This window comes from Enterobacter sp. UNJFSC 003 (genome assembly GCF_036903355.1).
Lineage (GTDB): Bacteria > Pseudomonadota > Gammaproteobacteria > Enterobacterales > Enterobacteriaceae > Enterobacter.
Genome location: NZ_JBAKHK010000002.1, coordinates 592045 through 609370 on the forward strand (window position 1 = coordinate 592045; position 17326 = coordinate 609370).

Annotated in this window: 13 protein-coding genes; 8 read left to right on the forward strand and 5 right to left on the reverse strand. The window is 54.1% G+C overall.

Annotation, left to right across the window (positions count from 1 at the left end; translation table 11 throughout):
• Nucleotides 1–5 precede the first annotated feature (5 nt).
• Nucleotides 6–1913, reverse strand: a complete 1908-nt coding sequence (locus tag V5P19_RS09015) for an ABC transporter ATP-binding protein (RefSeq protein ID WP_334402282.1) — start codon at nucleotides 1911–1913, stop codon at nucleotides 6–8.
• A 12-nt stretch (nucleotides 1914–1925) separates the two neighbouring features.
• On the reverse strand, nucleotides 1926–4034 hold the full coding sequence (rlmKL, locus tag V5P19_RS09020; RefSeq protein ID WP_334402284.1) for a bifunctional 23S rRNA (guanine(2069)-N(7))-methyltransferase RlmK/23S rRNA (guanine(2445)-N(2))-methyltransferase RlmL: 2109 nt from the start codon (nucleotides 4032–4034) through the stop codon (nucleotides 1926–1928).
• 99 nt (nucleotides 4035–4133) lie between these two features.
• On the opposite strand from rlmKL, the gene V5P19_RS09025 reads away from it, so the two are divergent.
• Nucleotides 4134–5243 (forward strand): YcbX family protein, encoded by a 1110-nt coding sequence (locus V5P19_RS09025; RefSeq protein WP_334402286.1) that lies wholly within the window; start codon nucleotides 4134–4136, stop codon nucleotides 5241–5243.
• On the opposite strand, the gene zapC is transcribed toward V5P19_RS09025, so the two are convergent.
• Both zapC and pyrD read right to left on the reverse strand, forming a co-directional pair.
• Entirely contained in the window at nucleotides 5240–5782 is a 543-nt protein-coding gene (gene zapC / locus V5P19_RS09030) for a cell division protein ZapC (RefSeq protein ID WP_334402288.1), read from the reverse strand. The two genes, V5P19_RS09025 and zapC, sit on opposite strands and share 4 nt — an antisense overlap.
• Before the next feature lie 165 nt (nucleotides 5783–5947).
• Complete coding sequence (gene pyrD / locus V5P19_RS09035) at nucleotides 5948–6958, reverse strand: quinone-dependent dihydroorotate dehydrogenase (RefSeq protein WP_334402752.1); 1011 nt, start codon at nucleotides 6956–6958, stop codon at nucleotides 5948–5950.
• 249 nt (nucleotides 6959–7207) lie between these two features.
• On the opposite strand from pyrD, the gene ssuE reads away from it, so the two are divergent.
• The 5 genes from ssuE to ssuB are packed head-to-tail and all read left to right on the forward strand — an operon-like array spanning nucleotide 7208 to nucleotide 11451.
• A complete protein-coding gene (gene ssuE / locus V5P19_RS09040) occupies nucleotides 7208–7783 on the forward strand; it encodes an NADPH-dependent FMN reductase (RefSeq protein WP_334402290.1) in 576 nt (191 codons plus the stop codon).
• Nucleotides 7776–8738 carry a sulfonate ABC transporter substrate-binding protein gene (locus V5P19_RS09045; RefSeq protein WP_334402292.1) on the forward strand — a complete coding sequence of 321 codons (963 nt, stop codon included), beginning with the start codon at nucleotides 7776–7778 and terminating at the stop codon, nucleotides 8736–8738. Before ssuE ends, V5P19_RS09045 begins: the two co-directional genes overlap by 8 nt.
• Nucleotides 8735–9880 carry an FMNH2-dependent alkanesulfonate monooxygenase gene (ssuD, locus tag V5P19_RS09050; RefSeq protein WP_334402294.1) on the forward strand — a complete coding sequence of 382 codons (1146 nt, stop codon included), beginning with the start codon at nucleotides 8735–8737 and terminating at the stop codon, nucleotides 9878–9880. The genes V5P19_RS09045 and ssuD overlap by 4 nt, the downstream gene beginning before the upstream one ends.
• A 9-nt stretch (nucleotides 9881–9889) precedes the next feature.
• The gene (ssuC, locus tag V5P19_RS09055; RefSeq protein WP_334402296.1) at nucleotides 9890–10684 is read left to right on the forward strand and encodes an aliphatic sulfonate ABC transporter permease SsuC; all 795 of its coding nucleotides are present in this window, start codon (nucleotides 9890–9892) and stop codon (nucleotides 10682–10684) included.
• A complete protein-coding gene (ssuB, locus tag V5P19_RS09060; protein ID WP_334402298.1) occupies nucleotides 10681–11451 on the forward strand; it encodes an aliphatic sulfonates ABC transporter ATP-binding protein in 771 nt (256 codons plus the stop codon). The genes ssuC and ssuB overlap by 4 nt, the downstream gene beginning before the upstream one ends.
• Nucleotides 11452–11502: 51 nt before the next feature.
• Here ssuB and pepN read toward each other — a convergent pair whose 3' ends face one another.
• Nucleotides 11503–14115: an aminopeptidase N gene (pepN, locus tag V5P19_RS09065; RefSeq protein ID WP_334402301.1), complete on the reverse strand. Its 2613-nt coding sequence runs from the start codon at nucleotides 14113–14115 to the stop codon at nucleotides 11503–11505.
• Nucleotides 14116–14369: 254 nt separating this feature from the next.
• On the opposite strand from pepN, the gene pncB reads away from it, so the two are divergent.
• Together pncB and asnS are read left to right on the forward strand one after the other, a co-directional pair.
• Entirely contained in the window at nucleotides 14370–15572 is a 1203-nt protein-coding gene (pncB, locus tag V5P19_RS09070; RefSeq protein ID WP_334402303.1) for a nicotinate phosphoribosyltransferase, read from the forward strand.
• A 166-nt stretch (nucleotides 15573–15738) separates the two neighbouring features.
• Entirely contained in the window at nucleotides 15739–17139 is a 1401-nt protein-coding gene (asnS, locus tag V5P19_RS09075; protein ID WP_334402306.1) for an asparagine--tRNA ligase, read from the forward strand.
• The last annotated feature ends 187 nt before the right edge of the window (nucleotides 17140–17326 follow it).

Consider the following 17326-nt stretch of genomic DNA (forward strand, 5'->3'; position numbering starts at 1 on the left):
CCTGTTTATGCGCCGTTTTTCAGAGACTCAAGGTACTCCCAGCGCTCAAATGCTTCTTCCAGGGCCTTCTCAGCCTCGGACAGTTCAGCCAATACTTTCTGAGTATAGTCGTGCGATTGCGTAAAGAATGAGGCGTCAGCAACCTGAATTTGTAGCGCTTCAAGCGAGGCTTCCAGCGCTTCGAGACGCTGTGGCAAACCCTCAAGTTCGCGCTGCAGGTTATAACTCATTTTAGCAGGTGCTTTTTTGACAGTTTCTGCTTTTGCAACAGCAGCTTCCGGTACATTTTTTAATTTCGCCTGCTTTTGTGCCTGGGACTGCGTTTGCTGTCCGCGAGCATCATGATAACCGCCGACATATTGACCAATTCGGCCTTCACCTTCGAAGATCCAGCATTCGGTCACGGTGTTATCCACAAACTGACGATCGTGGCTTACCAGCATCACGGTTCCCTGGTAGCCGTCGATCAACTCTTCAAGCAGTTCCAGCGTTTCGACATCCAAATCGTTCGTCGGTTCATCCAGAATCAACAAGTTACTTGGTTTGAGGAACAGACGCGCCAGCAGCAGACGATTTCGCTCGCCGCCCGACAGGGCACGTACAGGCGTCATTGCCCGTTTAGGGTGGAACAAGAAGTCCTGCAGATACCCCAGAACGTGGCGTGGCTTGCCGTTAACCATTACCTCTTGCTTACCTTCAGCGAGGTTATCCATGACCGTTCTGTCTGGATCCAGCTCCGCACGGTGCTGGTCAAAGTAGGCCACTTCGAGTTTCGTCCCACAGTGAACGCGACCGCTGTCAGCCTGGAGCTGGCCTAACATCAGCTTGAGGAGCGTGGTTTTACCGCAGCCGTTCGGGCCGATAAGGGCAATTTTGTCTCCACGCTGAACCTGGGCGGAAAAATCTTTCACCAAAACTTTGCCGTCAACCTGGTAGTTAACGTCTTCCATCTCAAAGACGATTTTGCCTGAACGGGATGCCTCTTCAACCTGCATCTTCGCACTGCCCATCACTTCACGGCGGGCATTTCGCTCGTTACGCATCGCTTTCAGCGCGCGCACGCGGCCTTCGTTACGGGTACGTCGGGCTTTGATGCCCTGACGGATCCACACCTCTTCCTGCGCCAGCTTGCGGTCGAATTCTGCGTTTTGCAGCTCTTCCACACGCAGGTTTTCTTCTTTTTCCAGCAGATAGGTATCGTAATCGCCCGGATAAGTCACCAGTTTGCCGCGATCGAGGTCGACAATGCGGGTCGCCATGTTGCGAATAAACGAGCGGTCATGCGAAATGAAGATAATGGTGCCGTTAAAGGTCTTCAGGAACCCTTCCAGCCAGTCAATGGCTTCAATATCCAGGTGGTTCGTTGGTTCATCCAGCAGCAGCACTTTCGGGCCGCTAACCAGCGCGCGGCCGAGTGCTGCTTTTCGCAGCCAGCCGCCGGAAAGTGACGCCAGTTCCATATCCGCATCCAGACCTAACTGATCCAGCACTTCGGTGATACGGCTTTCAAGCTGCCACAGTCCATGATGATCCAGAAGCTCCTGCAGGCGCGCCATCTCATTGAGATTTTTTTCGCTCGGGTCGGTCATCACCAGATGCGAAATCTCGTGGTAGCCTTTCAGGTATTCAGCCTGCTCTGAAATGCCTTCCGCCACGAAATCATACACCGTCCCCGCCACGTTGCGCGGTGGGTCCTGCTGCAGACGGGAAACAATCAGATCCTGTTCGTAAACGATACGGCCATCATCCAGCCCTTGCTCGCGGTTAAGGATTTTCATCAGCGTGGATTTACCCGCGCCATTGCGTCCTACCAGACAAACACGTTCGTTATCTTCAATATGCAGTTCAGTATCATCGAGAAGCGGCGCATCGCTGAATGAGAGCCAGGCGCCGTGCATGCTAATAAGTGACATTTATTTTTCCTTTCAGGCCGCGGTAATTAACCAGCAGTTATGGATTTGACGGTTACGGGCGAAGTCCTGAGACAGCGTTTTTTGGCTGATTTCTTGTGCTTTCAGTCCCAGAGCGGCCAGGCCGTCGTGATCCATACGGAATCCGCGTTTGTTATTCGAGAACATAATGGTGCCGCCTTTACGCAGCAGGCGTTTCAAATCGGTCATCAGGCGCAGGTGATCGCGTTGAACATCAAAGCTATCTTCCATACGCTTGGAGTTAGAGAACGTTGGTGGATCGATGAAGATCAGGTCGAACTGTTCATCGGTATCACGCAGCCAGCCCAGCACGTCAGCCTGCATCAGGCGATGCTGGCGTCCGGTCAGGCCGTTGAGGCGCAGGTTACGCTCTGCCCACTCCAGATAGGTGCGGGACATATCCACCGTGGTCGTGCTACGCGCACCGCCCAACCCCGCATGCACGCTGGCGCTGCCGGTGTATGAGAACAGGTTCAGGAAGTCTTTGCCCTTGCTCATTTGGCCCAGCATGCGGCGCGCGATACGGTGATCGAGGAACAGGCCGGTATCCAGATAGTCCGTCAGGTTAACCCACAGGCGGGCGTTGTATTCACCCACTTCAATAAAGTCGCCCTTCTCGCCCATCTTCTGATACTGGTTTTTCCCCTTCTGGCGCTCACGGGTTTTGAGTATCAGTTTGTTTGGGGAAATGCCCAGTACCGCAATGGTCGCCGCGATAACATCCAGCATACGCTGACGTGCTTTTTGCGCATCAATGGTTTTTGGTGGCGCATACTCCTGAATCACCACCCAATCTGCGTAGCGGTCAACCGCCACGTTATACTCCGGCAGATCGGCATCGTACAGGCGATAACATTCAATCCCTTCCTGCTTTGCCCATTTTTCATATTTCTTCAAATTCTTACGCAGACGGTTAGCGTAATCTTCCGCCACGCCTGATGGCTTGCTGTCGGTCGTTTTCTCAGCCAGATGGTAGTTTTTCTGCACGCAGTCCAGCGGGCCGTTTTTCGCCTTAAACTGACGATCGGCACGCAGTTGCAGGCAGCTCAAGAGCTCCGGAGAAGCGCTAAAGAGTGAGAGATTCCAGCCGCCGAAGTAATCTTTCATATTACGGCCCAGCAGGCTGTGCAGAGCAATCAGCGCCGGTTCGCTATCCAGACGTTCGCCATATGGCGGGTTGCTGATAACGGTACCATATGGACCTTTAGGCAGTGGATTGGTTAGGTTGGCAACGTCTTTTACCTCAAAGGTAACCAGTTCACCAATCCCCGCACGACGGGCGTTACTGCGCGCACGTTCAATCACGCGCGAGTCGCTATCAGAGCCGTAGAAGTGGGAGGTGTACTCCGCCAGGCCTTTACGGGCACGGGTTTGCGCGTCGGCTTTAACGTCTTGCCAGACGGCTTCATCGTGCTGTGCCCAGCCCCTGAACCCCCAATTGCCGCGGTGCAGGCCCGGCGCACGATCGGTTGCCAGCATAGCCGCTTCAATCAGCAGCGTACCAGAACCGCACATGGGATCGAGCAGCGGCGTACCCGGCTGCCAGCCAGAGCGCATCACAATAGCGGCGGCCAGCGTTTCTTTGATAGGAGCCATGCCGGTGCGATCGCGGTATCCACGAAGATGCAGACCCGCGCCACTCAGATCCAGGGAAATACTGGCGGTATCACCATTGAGCCAGACGTTGATACGCAGATCGGGATTTTCGCGATCGACGTTTGGGCGTTCCTTATTTCTACGCGTGAAACAGTCAACAATGGCGTCTTTAACGCGCAATGCTCCGTACTGGCTGTTGCGGATCTCGTCATTCACACCGTTGAAATGCACGGCAAAGGTCGCATCCGGGGTGAAGATCTCTGTCCAGTCGATCATCTGAACGCCGGTGTAGAGGTCAAGATCGCTGTAGACCTTGCACTCCTTCATCGGCAGCATGATGCGCGACGCCAGACGGCTCCACATCAGGCTCTGGTAAATAAGCCGTGTGTCGCCCTCAAAATGGACACCACCCTGAACCACCTGGCACTCTTGCGCACCCAGGGTTTCCAGTTCAGTTTTTAACAGCTCTTCCAGCCCACGGGCCGTACTGGCAAACAGAGAATTCATATCGTCACTTTTAACTCTTAGAAAATTGTCGCGCATTATAGCTAATATGGCGTCTATGTCATAAAGTTGAAGGCTTATTTTCATTTGTGGGAGTGTGCAGTGGCGACCTTATCCAGGCTTTTTATTCATCCGGTGAAATCCATGCGCGGTATTGGCGTCTCACACGCGCTGGCAGACATGAGCGGATTTGCCTTCGACCGTATCTTTATGGTCACCGAGTCCGACGGCACCTTCATTACGGCCCGCCAGTTCCCACAAATGGTTCGCTTTACCCCTTCACCGCTGCAGGACGGTTTACACTTGACCGCGCCCGATGGTTCCAGCGCGCTGGTTCGGTTTAACGATTTTGCGCCTGTCGATGCGCCAACGGAAGTATGGGGGAATCATTTTACCGCACGTATTGCGCCTGAAGAAATCAACCAGTGGCTGAGCGGCTTCTTCTCCCGCGACGTGCAGCTACGCTGGGTAGGGCCAGAGCCGACGCGTCGCGTTAAGCGCCACGAAGCGGTCCCACTCTCCTTTGCCGACGGCTTCCCGTTCCTGCTGACTAACGAGGCCTCGCTGCGAGATTTACAGCGCCGCTGTAAAGCCAGCGTACAAATGGAACAGTTTCGCCCAAATCTGGTGATAACGGGATCTGACGCCTGGGAAGAAGATACCTGGAAAGTCATCCGCATTGGCAGCGTTATTTTTGATGTGGTGAAGCCCTGTAGCCGCTGTATTTTTACCACCGTGAGCCCGGAGAAAGGCCAAAAGCACCCTTCCGGCGAGCCGCTGAAAACCCTGCAGTCATTCCGCACCGCGAAGGATAATGGCGACGTCGACTTTGGTCAGAATCTGATTCCGCGCTCGAGCGGCGTCATCCGCGTGGGCGACGAGATAGAAATTCTCGCCCGTGGGTCCGCACGGGCTTATGGTGCAGGTCAGGAAGAAGAGGTCGTCGACGTTAATATCCAGGACCATTCGGCAGTGGATATTCATTGGCAAGGGAAAGTTATCCGCGGCAACAACCAGCAGGTTTTGCTTGAGCAACTGGAGCAGGCGGGTATTCGCGTTCCTTATTCCTGTCGGGCGGGTATCTGCGGGTGTTGTCGAATCAAGCTGGTAGAAGGCGAAGTCAGTGCGCTGAAGAAATCAGCCATTGGAGATGACGGTACAATTCTGTGTTGCAGCTGTATTCCAACAACGTCGGTACAGCTTGAGGCTTAAACGGCCTGTTCCAGGCTGAACGAATCTACGCGAAGCTGCGGCTTCAGCCTGTCGTTCATCACTTTAATTGCGTCACCAAGCTGCATCATCCGCCCGGCAATGGTTACGCCGGGCTGGGCCAGCAGACAGAGAGCGGCATTTTCACCGGGCTCAACCACCAGCAGACTAACCTCTTCGGCAGTATCGCTCAAATTGACGCTGGCAGCATCCCCCGTTGCCGGAGTCCAGCTCATGCCATGCGCCAGAAAATGCCAGCTTTTCGGCATTTGTGGTTTCAGGAAACGGATCGCAACCAGCGCATTTAATACCAGTTCAGCACGCTGTTCTTTTGAGAGAACTAAATCGCGGCATTTTTCTTCAAAAGAAAAATAAAGTGCAGCATCGTCAACGCAAAAGCCTGACGGCGCAAAGGCGTCCGGAGTTAACATTCGACGAGGAAAACGAGAACGGAACAACATGCCATTGGCTAAATCAAGCATCATACGATCGTGCTCGTCGCAAAAATACCAGCGCCAGTTATCGTCAGGTTTAATACGCATGTCTCTCTCCCGTCCCCAAACACCCTGTTCTAAAAATGTCCTGTTTGCCGCCTCGTTTATAACAACATTAATAAAAGACCATAATGTCTAAATAAGCAACAATGACGGAATATAAAACAAGCAGGGCCGGAAATAAAGCCCTGGTTGTCTGATTAGGAAAAAAGATTAGATATGAGTAACGATTTCTTTAATCAACTGCGGCCCTTTAAAAATAAAGCCGGAATAAATTTGCACCAGTGATGCTCCTGCCGCCATCTTCTCGCGGGCAGCAATCACAGAGTCGATACCGCCGACGCCGATAATTGGTAACTGACCTTTTAATTCAGCGGATAGCGCTCGAATAATTTCTGTGCTTTTTAATTGTACTGGACGGCCGCTTAACCCACCCGCTTCGTCACAGTTTTTCATTCCCTGAACAAGAGAGCGATCGAGCGTCGTATTGGTCGCAATCACACCATCAATATTATGACGAACTAAACTGTCGGCCACCTGGATCAATTCTTCAACAGAAAGATCCGGCGCGATCTTAACCGCGACGGGAACATATTTATGGTGGATCGCCTGGAGCTCGTTTTGTTTATTTTTAATGGCGCTCAGAAGATCGTCCAGCGCTTCGCCATATTGCAGTGAACGCAGACCCGGGGTATTCGGTGATGAAATATTCACCGCAATATAACCGGCATAGGCATAGACTTTTTCCATACAAATCAGATAGTCATCTTTGCCCTGCTCAACCGGCGTGTCTTTATTTTTACCTATATTAATGCCTAATATGCCATCAAAATGAGCTTTTTTAACGTTCTCGACCAGGTGATCAACACCAAGATTGTTAAAGCCCATGCGGTTGATCAGACCTTCTGCTTCGACCAGGCGGAACAGACGCGGCTTGTCGTTACCCGCTTGCGGACGCGGCGTAACGGTTCCGATCTCAATGGAGCCAAACCCCATCGCGCCCAGAGCATCAATACACTCGCCGTTTTTATCCAGACCGGCCGCGAGACCCAGTGGATTTTTAAACGTCAGGCCCATGCATTGGACAGGTTTTTCCGGCACGTTTTGACGTACCAGCGCGGCCAAAGGCGTGCCTGTAATACGACGTAACTGCTGAAATGTAAATTCATGAGCGCGCTCAGGATCGAGCTGGAAAAGGGCTTTACGAACGAAGGGGTAGTACATGAACTCTCCTGGATTCCCGGTGTGCAAACCGGGAGGGGATTATGTGCGATCCTGCCCGGAAAGGGAATTGACCTGTGGCAAAAAAATCAGCGTTAAACGCAATCGTTTACTTTGACCTTCTCTTCTTATGCACTTTTTCGCATTTAAATTGCAGATAAATCATTTAGTGGAATTACCCGGCGATGTCACACTCCTGAAAATTGTTATGAATGTTAGATAAAAGCAAACAATTAGTTATAAGGAGTACCTATGCGCGTCATTACCCTGGCCGGAAGTCCACGATTCCCTTCACGTTCCAGTTCGCTGCTGGAATATGCCCGCGAAAAGCTCAATGCCCTGGATGTGGAAGTGTGCCACTGGAATCTGCATAACTTCGAACCAGAAGATTTGCTTTACGCCCGTTTTGATAGCCCGGCGCTCACCGCCCTTACTGAACAACTCAAAGAGGCTGACGGGCTGATTGTAGCAACGCCTATTTATAAAGCCTCCTTTTCGGGCGCGCTGAAAACCTTGCTCGATTTGCTGCCAGAACGCGCGTTGGACGGGAAAGTGGTGTTACCCCTGGCAACGGGAGGCACGGTTGCCCATCTGCTGGCGGTGGATTATGCCCTCAAGCCGGTGCTTAACGCTTTAAAAGCGCAGGAGATCCTTCACGGCGTCTTCGCGGATGACTCGCAGGTCATCGATTATCAACACAAACCGCACTTTACGCCGAATCTGCAAACCCGCCTCGACAACGCGCTGGAAACCTTCTGGCATGCCCTGCACCGCAGGGATATTCAGGCACCCGCACTGGGTCAACCGCAAGGAGTTGCACATGTTTAAAACACTGACACGCATTGGGCTGGCTGGTCTGATGGCCGTCTCAGCGCTGGCCCACGCGGCTGACGCGGCGCCGGAAAGCCTGCGTATTGGCTATCAGAAAGGCAGCGTCAGCATGGTGCTGGCCAAAAGCCACCAGCTTCTGGAAAAGCGCTTTCCGCAAACCAAATTCTCTTGGGTGGAATTCCCCGCGGGGCCACAGATGCTGGAGGCGCTTAATGTGGGCAGTATCGACCTGGGCAGTACCGGCGATATTCCGCCGATATTCGCACAGGCTGCCGGGGCGGATCTGGTGTACGTAGGTGTGGAGCCTCCAAAGCCAAAAGCAGAGGTGATCCTGGTGCCTGAAAATAGCGCCATCAAGAACGTTGCGGAGCTGAAGGGTCACAAAGTGGCGTTCCAGAAAGGTTCCAGCTCACACAACCTGCTGCTGCGCGCCTTGCAGGAGGCCGGACTGACGTTCACCGATATTCAGCCCGTCTATCTGACGCCTGCTGACGCACGCGCGGCATTCCAGCAGGGCAACGTGGATGCCTGGGCAATCTGGGATCCGTACTACTCCGCCGCATTACTGCAGGGAGGCGTGCGGGTGCTGAAAGACGGTACCTCTCTGAAACAGACCGGCTCGTTCTATCTCGCGGCCCGTCCGTATGCGGAAAAAAACGGCACATTCATTCAGGGCGTGCTTGATACCTTTACGCAGGCCGATGCCCTGACGCAGAGCCAGCGTCAGGAAAGCATTGCCCTGCTGGCAAAAACCATGGGCTTACCTGAGCCAGTGATTGCCAGCTATCTCGACCATCGTCCGCCAACCACCATTAGCCCGGTGGACGCACGCGTCGCTGCGCTTCAGCAGCAAACCGCTGACCTCTTCTATCAAAATCACCTGGTTCCAAAACAGGTGGATATTCGCGAACGCATCTGGCAACCCGCAGGCAAAGAAGGAACAAAATCATGAGTCTGAATCTTTTCTGGTTTCTACCCACCCACGGTGATGGACAGTATCTTGGCACAGAAGAGGGTTCCCGCCCGGTTGACCACGGCTATCTGCAGCAGATTGCGCAGGCCGCAGACCGTATCGGCTTTACCGGCGTACTGATCCCCACCGGACGCTCGTGCGAGGACGCGTGGCTGGTGGCGGCCTCCATGATCCCGGTGACTCAGCGCCTGAAATTCCTGGTTGCACTGCGCCCAAGCGTGGTCTCCCCTACCGTTGCGGCGCGTCAGGCCGCAACGCTAGATCGCCTTTCTAACGGTCGCGCGCTGTTTAACCTGGTCACCGGCAGCGATCCGCAGGAGCTGGCGGGTGACGGGGTGTTCCTCGACCACACCGAGCGCTATGAGGCGTCTGCCGAGTTTACCCGCGTCTGGCGCCGTCTGCTTGAGGGTGAAACCGTGACCTTTGACGGTAAACATATCCACGTTCGCGACGCGAAGCTCTACTTCCCGCCGGTTCAACAGCCGCGACCGCCCCTCTATTTTGGCGGATCGTCGGATGTGGCACAGGATCTGGCGGCAGAGCAGGTCGACCTCTACCTCACGTGGGGCGAGCCGCCTGAACTGGTGAAAGAGAAAATTACTCAGGTGCGCGCCAAAGCCGCAGCGCAAGGTCGCCACGTGCGCTTCGGTATTCGTCTGCACGTGATTGTGCGCGAGACCAACGAAGAAGCCTGGCAGGCCGCTGACCGTCTGATTTCTCATCTGGATGATGACACCATCGCCAAGGCGCAGGCGGCGTTTGCAAAAACCGACTCCGTTGGGCAGCACCGGATGGCGTCATTGCATAACGGCAAACGCGAGAATTTAGAAATTAGCCCGAACTTGTGGGCGGGCGTCGGGCTGGTGCGCGGCGGGGCAGGCACTGCGCTGGTCGGCGATGGCCCAACCGTCGCCGCGCGGATTAATGAATATGCTGAACTCGGGATCGACAGCTTTATCCTCTCGGGCTATCCGCATCTGGAAGAGGCTTACAAAGTGGGAGAACTGTTGTTCCCACATCTGGACGTTGCCATTCCAGAAATTCCACAACCGCGACCGCTTCAGCTTCAGGGTGAAGCCGTGGCTAACGAATTTATTCCGCGAAAAGTCGCGCAAAGTTAAGGAGTAGCTATGTCCGCCACTTCGCAAAAATGGCTGCTGCGTGCCGCCCCGTGGTTCTTGCCCATCGGCATTATTGCTGTCTGGCAGCTTGCCTCATCCGCAGGCTGGCTGTCGAGCCGCATTCTGCCCTCTCCGGAGGGCGTAGTAGAGGCCTTCTGGTCGCTGAGCGTCAGCGGCGAGCTATGGCAACATTTGGCCATCAGCTCCTGGCGCGCGGCGATTGGTTTTTCCATCGGCGGAAGCATCGGTCTGGCGCTGGGGCTGATCAGCGGCCTTTCTCGCTGGGGGGAGCGGCTGCTGGATACCTCCATTCAGATGCTGCGTAACGTGCCGCATCTGGCGCTGATCCCGCTGGTGATTTTGTGGTTTGGCATTGATGAAAGCGCCAAGATTTTCCTCGTGGCGTTGGGGACCCTGTTCCCGATTTACATTAATACCTGGCACGGGATCCGCAATATCGACCGCGGGCTGGTGGAGATGGCGCGGAGCTATGGATTATCGGGATTTGCGCTCTTCGCACATGTCATCTTACCCGGCGCCCTGCCCTCCATCATGGTGGGCATACGCTTCGCGCTCGGTCTGATGTGGCTAACGCTGATCGTTGCAGAAACCATCTCCGCGAACTCCGGCATTGGCTATCTGGCGATGAACGCCCGCGAATTCCTGCAAACAGACGTGGTGGTGGTCGCGATTATTCTTTACGCCCTGCTCGGCAAGCTCGCTGACGTTAGCGCCCAGTGGCTGGAACGCAGCTGGCTGCGCTGGAATCCGGCTTATTCCACCACTCAGGAGGCAAAAGCATGAATACTGCCCGACTGAATCAGGGGACGCCGCTGTTACTCAACGGCGTGACCAAACGCTACGGCGAAAACACTATCCTGAATGCACTTGATCTGCACATTCCTGCCGGCCAGTTTGTGGCCGTTGTCGGCCGAAGCGGCGGCGGCAAGAGCACCTTGCTACGTTTGTTAGCCGGGCTTGAAGCACCGAACGGTGGCGAAATTCTGGCCGGTAATACGCCGCTGGCGAACATCCAGGATGATACCCGCATGATGTTTCAGGACGCGCGCTTGTTGCCTTGGAAAACGGTGATCGACAATGTGGGACTGGGTCTCAAGGGCGACTGGCGGGATGAGGCAAGGCAGGCTCTGGCCGCGGTGGGCTTGGACAATCGCGCGGGTGAATGGCCTGCTGCACTGTCAGGCGGGCAAAAGCAGCGCGTTGCGTTAGCACGCGCATTGATACACCGACCAGGCCTGCTGTTGCTCGATGAACCGCTGGGCGCTCTGGATGCCCTGACGCGCATTGAAATGCAAGATTTGATTGAATCCCTCTGGCAAAAGCATGGCTTTACGGTGCTGTTGGTCACCCATGACGTGAGTGAAGCGGTGGCGATGGCCGATCGCGTGCTGTTAATAGAGGAAGGGAAAATTGGTCTGGATTTGACGGTAGATATTCCTCGTCCTCGCCGCGTGGGGCTGGCAAGACTGGCGGAGCTGGAAGCAGAGGTATTGGAGCGGGTGATGAAGCGTGGGGTTTCTGAAAGAACGTTGATTAAGGCAAATGCCTGATGCCCTCACCCCGGCCCTCTCCCAGTGGGAGAGGGAGGGTAAACCTTAACGTCAGGCCAGCGCCTTCGCGATCTTCTCGTACAGATCGCCAGACAGATTTTCCAGCCCTTTTAGCTGCTCAAGCGCGGCGCGCATTTTCGCCTGGCGCTTCGCATCGTAGCGTTTCAGGCGGATCAGCGGCTCAATCAGACGCGATGCCACCTGCGGGTTACGGCTGTTCAGCTCGGTCAGCATTTCAACCATAAATTGATAGCCGCTGCCGTCTTCTGCGTGGAACGCTGCCGGGTTGCTGCTGGCAAATGCACCAATCAGAGAACGCACGCGGTTCGGATTGCTCATGGTGAAGGAGCGATGTTTCAGCAGGCCGCGCACGGTATTCAGCACATCGGCTGACGGGCTGGTGGATTGCAGGATAAACCACTTGTCCATCACCAGACCGTCCTGATGCCATTTATCATCGTATTCCTGCATTAATGCATCGCGGCACGGCAGCTCGGCGGCAACGCTTGCGGCCAGGGCTGCCAGCGCATCGGTCATGTTGTCAGCGTCGTGGTACTGCTTGCTCACCAGGGTATTGGCCAGTTCGACGTCACCAAACGCCAGATAGCGCAGGCAGGTATTACGCAGGGAACGCTTGCCAATATCCGCATGTTCTACGCGATACTCATCCAGCTTGTTGACGTTATAGATAGCCAGGAACTCGTCCGCCAGTTCGGTTGCCAGCGTACGGGTCAGTGCTTCACGCACCGCCACGATGGCAATCGGATCGATGATATCGAACAGCTCGGCGATTTCTGTGGCCGACGGCAGCGTCAGAATTTCTGCTGCCAGTGCCGGGTCAATCTTCTCATCCAGCAGAATGGCGCGGAACGCATCAGCCACATGGACAGGCAGCGACAGCGGCTGACCCTGCTGCTGACGGTTCACGTTCAGCTTGATGTACGTTGCCAGCAAACTTTGCGCCGCATCCCAGCGGGAGAAGTCATTGCGAGCGTGACGCATCAGGAACGTTAGCTGCTGATCGCTCCATTTATACTCCAGCTTCACCGGGGCAGAGAATTCACACAGCAGCGCGGGCACCGGCTGGAAGTAGACGTTATCGAAGATAAAGGTCTGCTCTGCCTGGGTGACATTCAGTACCTGATGCACCGGATGACCCCCCTTCTGCAGCGGGATCACGTTCCCTTCGTTATCGTACAGTTCGATGCTGAACGGAATGTGCAGCGGATGTTTTTCTTCCTGCTCGGCCGTTGGCGGCGTGCGCTGACTGATGGTCAGGGTGTACTGCTCCGTTTCCGGATTGTAATCATCTTTGACGGTCACAATCGGTGTCCCGGCCTGGCTATACCAGCGGCGGAAATGGGAGAGGTCTACGTTGGACGCGTCTTCCATCGCCTGCACAAAATCATCACAGGTGGCCGCACTGCCGTCGTGACGTTCGAAGTAAAGCTGCATCCCTTTCTGGAAGTTTTCTTCTCCCAGCAGGGTGTGGATCATACGGATAATTTCAGCGCCTTTCTCATACACCGTCAGGGTGTAGAAGTTGTTCATCTCGATCACTTTATCCGGACGGATCGGGTGCGCCATTGGGCTGGCATCTTCCGCAAACTGAAGTCCACGCATGGTGCGCACGTTGTTAATGCGGTTAACCGCACGTGAACCCAGATCGGAACTGAACTCCTGGTCACGGAAGACGGTCAGGCCCTCTTTCAGGCTCAGCTGGAACCAGTCGCGGCAGGTCACGCGGTTACCGGTCCAGTTGTGGAAATACTCGTGGCCGATAACGCGCTCGATATCGAGGTAATCTTTGTCCGTTGCGGTGTCAGTGCGCGCCAGGACGTACTTGGAGTTAAAGACGTTGAGGCCTTTGTTCTCCATCGCGCCCATATTGAAGAAGTCGACGGCAACAATCATATAGATGTCGAGGTCGTATTCGAGGCCAAAGCGCTCTTCGTCCCACTTCATTGAGTTAATCAGCGAGGTCATCGCCCACGGCGCGCGATCGAGGTTGCCACGGTCTACAAACAGCTCCAGCGCCACATCGCGGCCTGAACGGGTTTTGAAGGTATCACGCAACACGTCGAAGTCACCCGCCACCAGCGCAAATAGATAGCACGGTTTTGGGAACGGATCCTGCCACTGCACCCAGTGACGTCCATTTTCCAGCTCGCCTTCATCCACACGGTTGCCGTTAGAAAGCAGGAACGGATAGAGGGTTTTATCGGCAATAATTTTGGTGGTAAAGCGCGCCAGCACGTCCGGGCGATCCAGGTACCATGTAATGTGGCGGAACCCTTCCGCTTCACACTGCGTGCACAGCGCCACGCCAGACTGGTAAAGCCCTTCCAGCGCGGTATTGGCCGCAGGGCTGATTTCATTCACGATGCGCAGCGTAAAGCGTTCTGGCAGGTTGTTAATCACCAGCTGGCCGTCTTCTTCTTTATAGTCAGTCCAGGCTTCATCATTAATATGCAGGGAGAGCAGCGTCAGGTCTTCACCATCAAGACGCAGCGGAACTGCTGTTGCGTTCTGGCGCGCAACCTGGCTTATCGCCGTCACAACGGTTTTAGTGGCATCCAGGTCAAAAGTCAGATCGATATCGCTAATCAGGTAATCCGGCGCACGGTAGTCGTGGCGGTATTTGGCTTGTGGCTGTTGTGTCATAGAAAACCTTATGCATCGTTTGTCGAGTAACGTTTCAATATATTCCTGTTGTGTAAAACGCGCTATGCAGAATGTTCATCTTTTCAGATACAAACCTCTTTTTCGCTACATTTGTATAACATGGGGCACAAAATGCCCTCGACCATAAAGAGCGCTTATGTTGTGATCGGGGTTCAATAAATCACTAAACAAGGTATACTCCGGAGTTGTTTATTGTACTAAACGCTCCTGTGAGAGGATGCTACTGCGCACCTATGACTCGATTCGCTTCTCCTGTTCTGCATACATTGCTGGATACCGACGCGTATAAACTGCATATGCAGCAAGCCGTATTCCATCATTACTATGATGTCCACGTTGCGGCGGAATTCCGCTGTCGTGGCGACGACTTGCTCGGTATCTACGCAGACGCCATTCGTGAACAGGTCGATGCTATGAAGCATCTGACGCTGCAGGACGACGAATACCAGTGGCTTTCCGGCCTCCCCTTCTTTAAAGCTGACTATCTGGACTGGCTGCGCGATTTCCGCTATAAGCCGGAACAAGTCACTATCACCAACGATAACGGCAAGCTGAATATTCGCCTTGAAGGCCCGTGGCGTGAAGTGATCATGTGGGAGGTCCCGCTGCTTGCCGTGATAAGCGAACTGGCTCACCGCTACCGTTCGCCGGAAGTCGGTGTTGAACAAGCCGTTGCCTCGCTTGAAAACAAACTTGTTGAGTTCTCCGCGCTGACCGCAGGACTGGATATGTCCCGCTTCCGCCTGATGGATTTTGGCACGCGTCGCCGCTTCTCTCGCGAGGTTCAGCAGGCTATCGTCAAACGCCTGCAGCAGGAATCGTGGTTTGTTGGCACCAGCAACTACGATCTCGCCCGTCGTCTGGACCTGACACCAATGGGTACACAGGCGCATGAGTGGTTCCAGGCACATCAGCAAATCAGTCCCGATCTGGCTAACAGCCAGCGCGTTGCGCTGGCCGCGTGGCTGGAAGAGTATCCGGATAAGCTGGGAATCGCCCTCACCGACTGTATTACAATGGATGCGTTCCTGCGCGACTTCGGCCCTGAATTTGCTGAACGCTATCAGGGACTGCGCCATGATTCCGGCGATCCGGTCGAATGGGGTGAGAAGGCTATTGCGCATTATGAAAAGCTCGGCATTGATCCCATGAGCAAGGTGCTGGTTTTCTCTGATAACCTTGATTTAGCAAAAGCGGTCGATCTTTATCGCCATTTCTCGACCCGAGTGAATCTCAGTTTTGGTATCGGTACGCGTTTGACATGCGATATTCCTCAGGTAAAACCTCTGAACATCGTCATAAAGCTGGTGGAATGTAACGGTAAGCCGGTGGCAAAACTCTCCGACAGCCCCGGTAAAACCATCTGTCATGACAAGGCATTTGTCCGCGCGTTGCGAAAAGCGTTTGATCTCCCCCAGATCAAAAAAGCCAGCTAAGCGCTTGAGGGAGCCTTCATGGCTCCCCTCTCCTTATTTATTTCTTAATTCTTCTCTTTTGACTGCGAAATTTACTTGTCTGATAGCGGATGGTAGGTAACATAGATATCCCCCCATTTGGGTGGACAAGTGTTTATTTTTTCCGACTATTAACAGAGAGAATATTATGAGCGTTGTGCCTGTAGCCGACGTACTCCAGGGCCGCGTCGCCGTTGACCAGGAAGTCACCGTGCGCGGATGGGTGCGTACCCGCCGAGATTCTAAAGCTGGCATCTCCTTCCTCGCCGTCTATGACGGTTCCTGCTTTGATCCTGTACAGGCCGTCATTAATAATTCTCTGCCCAATTACAATGATGACGTTCTGCACCTGACGACGGGTTGCTCCGTTATTGTGACCGGTGTTGTAGTGGCTTCACCTGGCCAGGGTCAGAGTTTCGAAATCCAGGCCTCTGCGATTGAAGTGACCGGCTGGGTTGAAGATCCTGATACCTACCCGATGGCAGCAAAACGCCACAGCATTGAGTACCTTCGTGAAGTGGCTCACCTGCGTCCGCGTACCAACCTGATTGGTGCGGTTGCCCGTGTGCGCCACACGCTGGCACAAGCGCTGCATCGCTTCTTCGATGAGCAGGGTTATTTCTGGGTATCGACTCCGCTGATCACGGCTTCAGATACTGAAGGTGCTGGCGAAATGTTCCGCGTCTCAACGCTGGATATGGAAAACCTGCCGCGCACACCGGAAGGCAAAGTCGACTATGACAAAGACTTCTTTGGTAAAGAAGCTTTCCTGACGGTTTCTGGCCAGCTCAACGGTGAGACTTACGCCTGTGCACTGTCGAAGATCTACACCTTTGGCCCAACTTTCCGTGCTGAAAACTCCAACACCAGCCGTCACCTGGCAGAATTCTGGATGCTGGAGCCTGAAGTGGCCTTCGCAGACCTGAATGATGTTGCCGGTCTGGCAGAAGCGATGCTGAAATACGTGTTCAAAGCAGTTCTCGAAGAACGCGCTGACGACATGAAGTTCTTCGCAGAACGCGTTGATAGCGACGCCGTTGCCCGTCTTGAGCGCTTTGTATCAGCGGACTTCGCTCAGGTGGACTACACCGATGCTGTCGCGATCCTCGAAAAATGCGGTGAGAAGTTCGAGAACCCGGTGTACTGGGGCGTAGATCTCTCCTCCGAGCATGAACGCTATCTGGCAGAGAAACACTTCAAAGCACCAGTTGTGGTGAAAAACTACCCGAAAGACATTAAGGCCTTCTACATGCGCCTTAACGAAGACGGTAAAACTGTTGCGGCGATGGATGTTCTGGCTCCGGGTATTGGTGAGATCATCGGTGGTTCCCAGCGTGAAGAGCGTCTGGACATACTGGATGCGCGTATGGAAGAGATGGGTCTGAATCCTGCTGATTACAGCTGGTATCGCGATCTGCGCCGTTACGGCACCGTACCGCACTCCGGCTTTGGTCTGGGCTTTGAACGTCTGATTGCCTATGTTACCGGTGTTCAGAACGTTCGTGACGTTATTCCTTTCCCTCGTACACCACGTAACGCCAGCTTCTAACCGCCATACATGCAAATGGCCAGCTTATGCTGGCCATTATTTTATTCTGTATTGTCAATTTTCGTCAGTACAAAGTCAGCATCTTTAAACTACAACCCCGTCATAACCACTACCTGTTACGTTTTGTTTCCACGAAATATCTACGCACAAAAAATAAACCACAGTCTTATTGCGATTATTACATCCT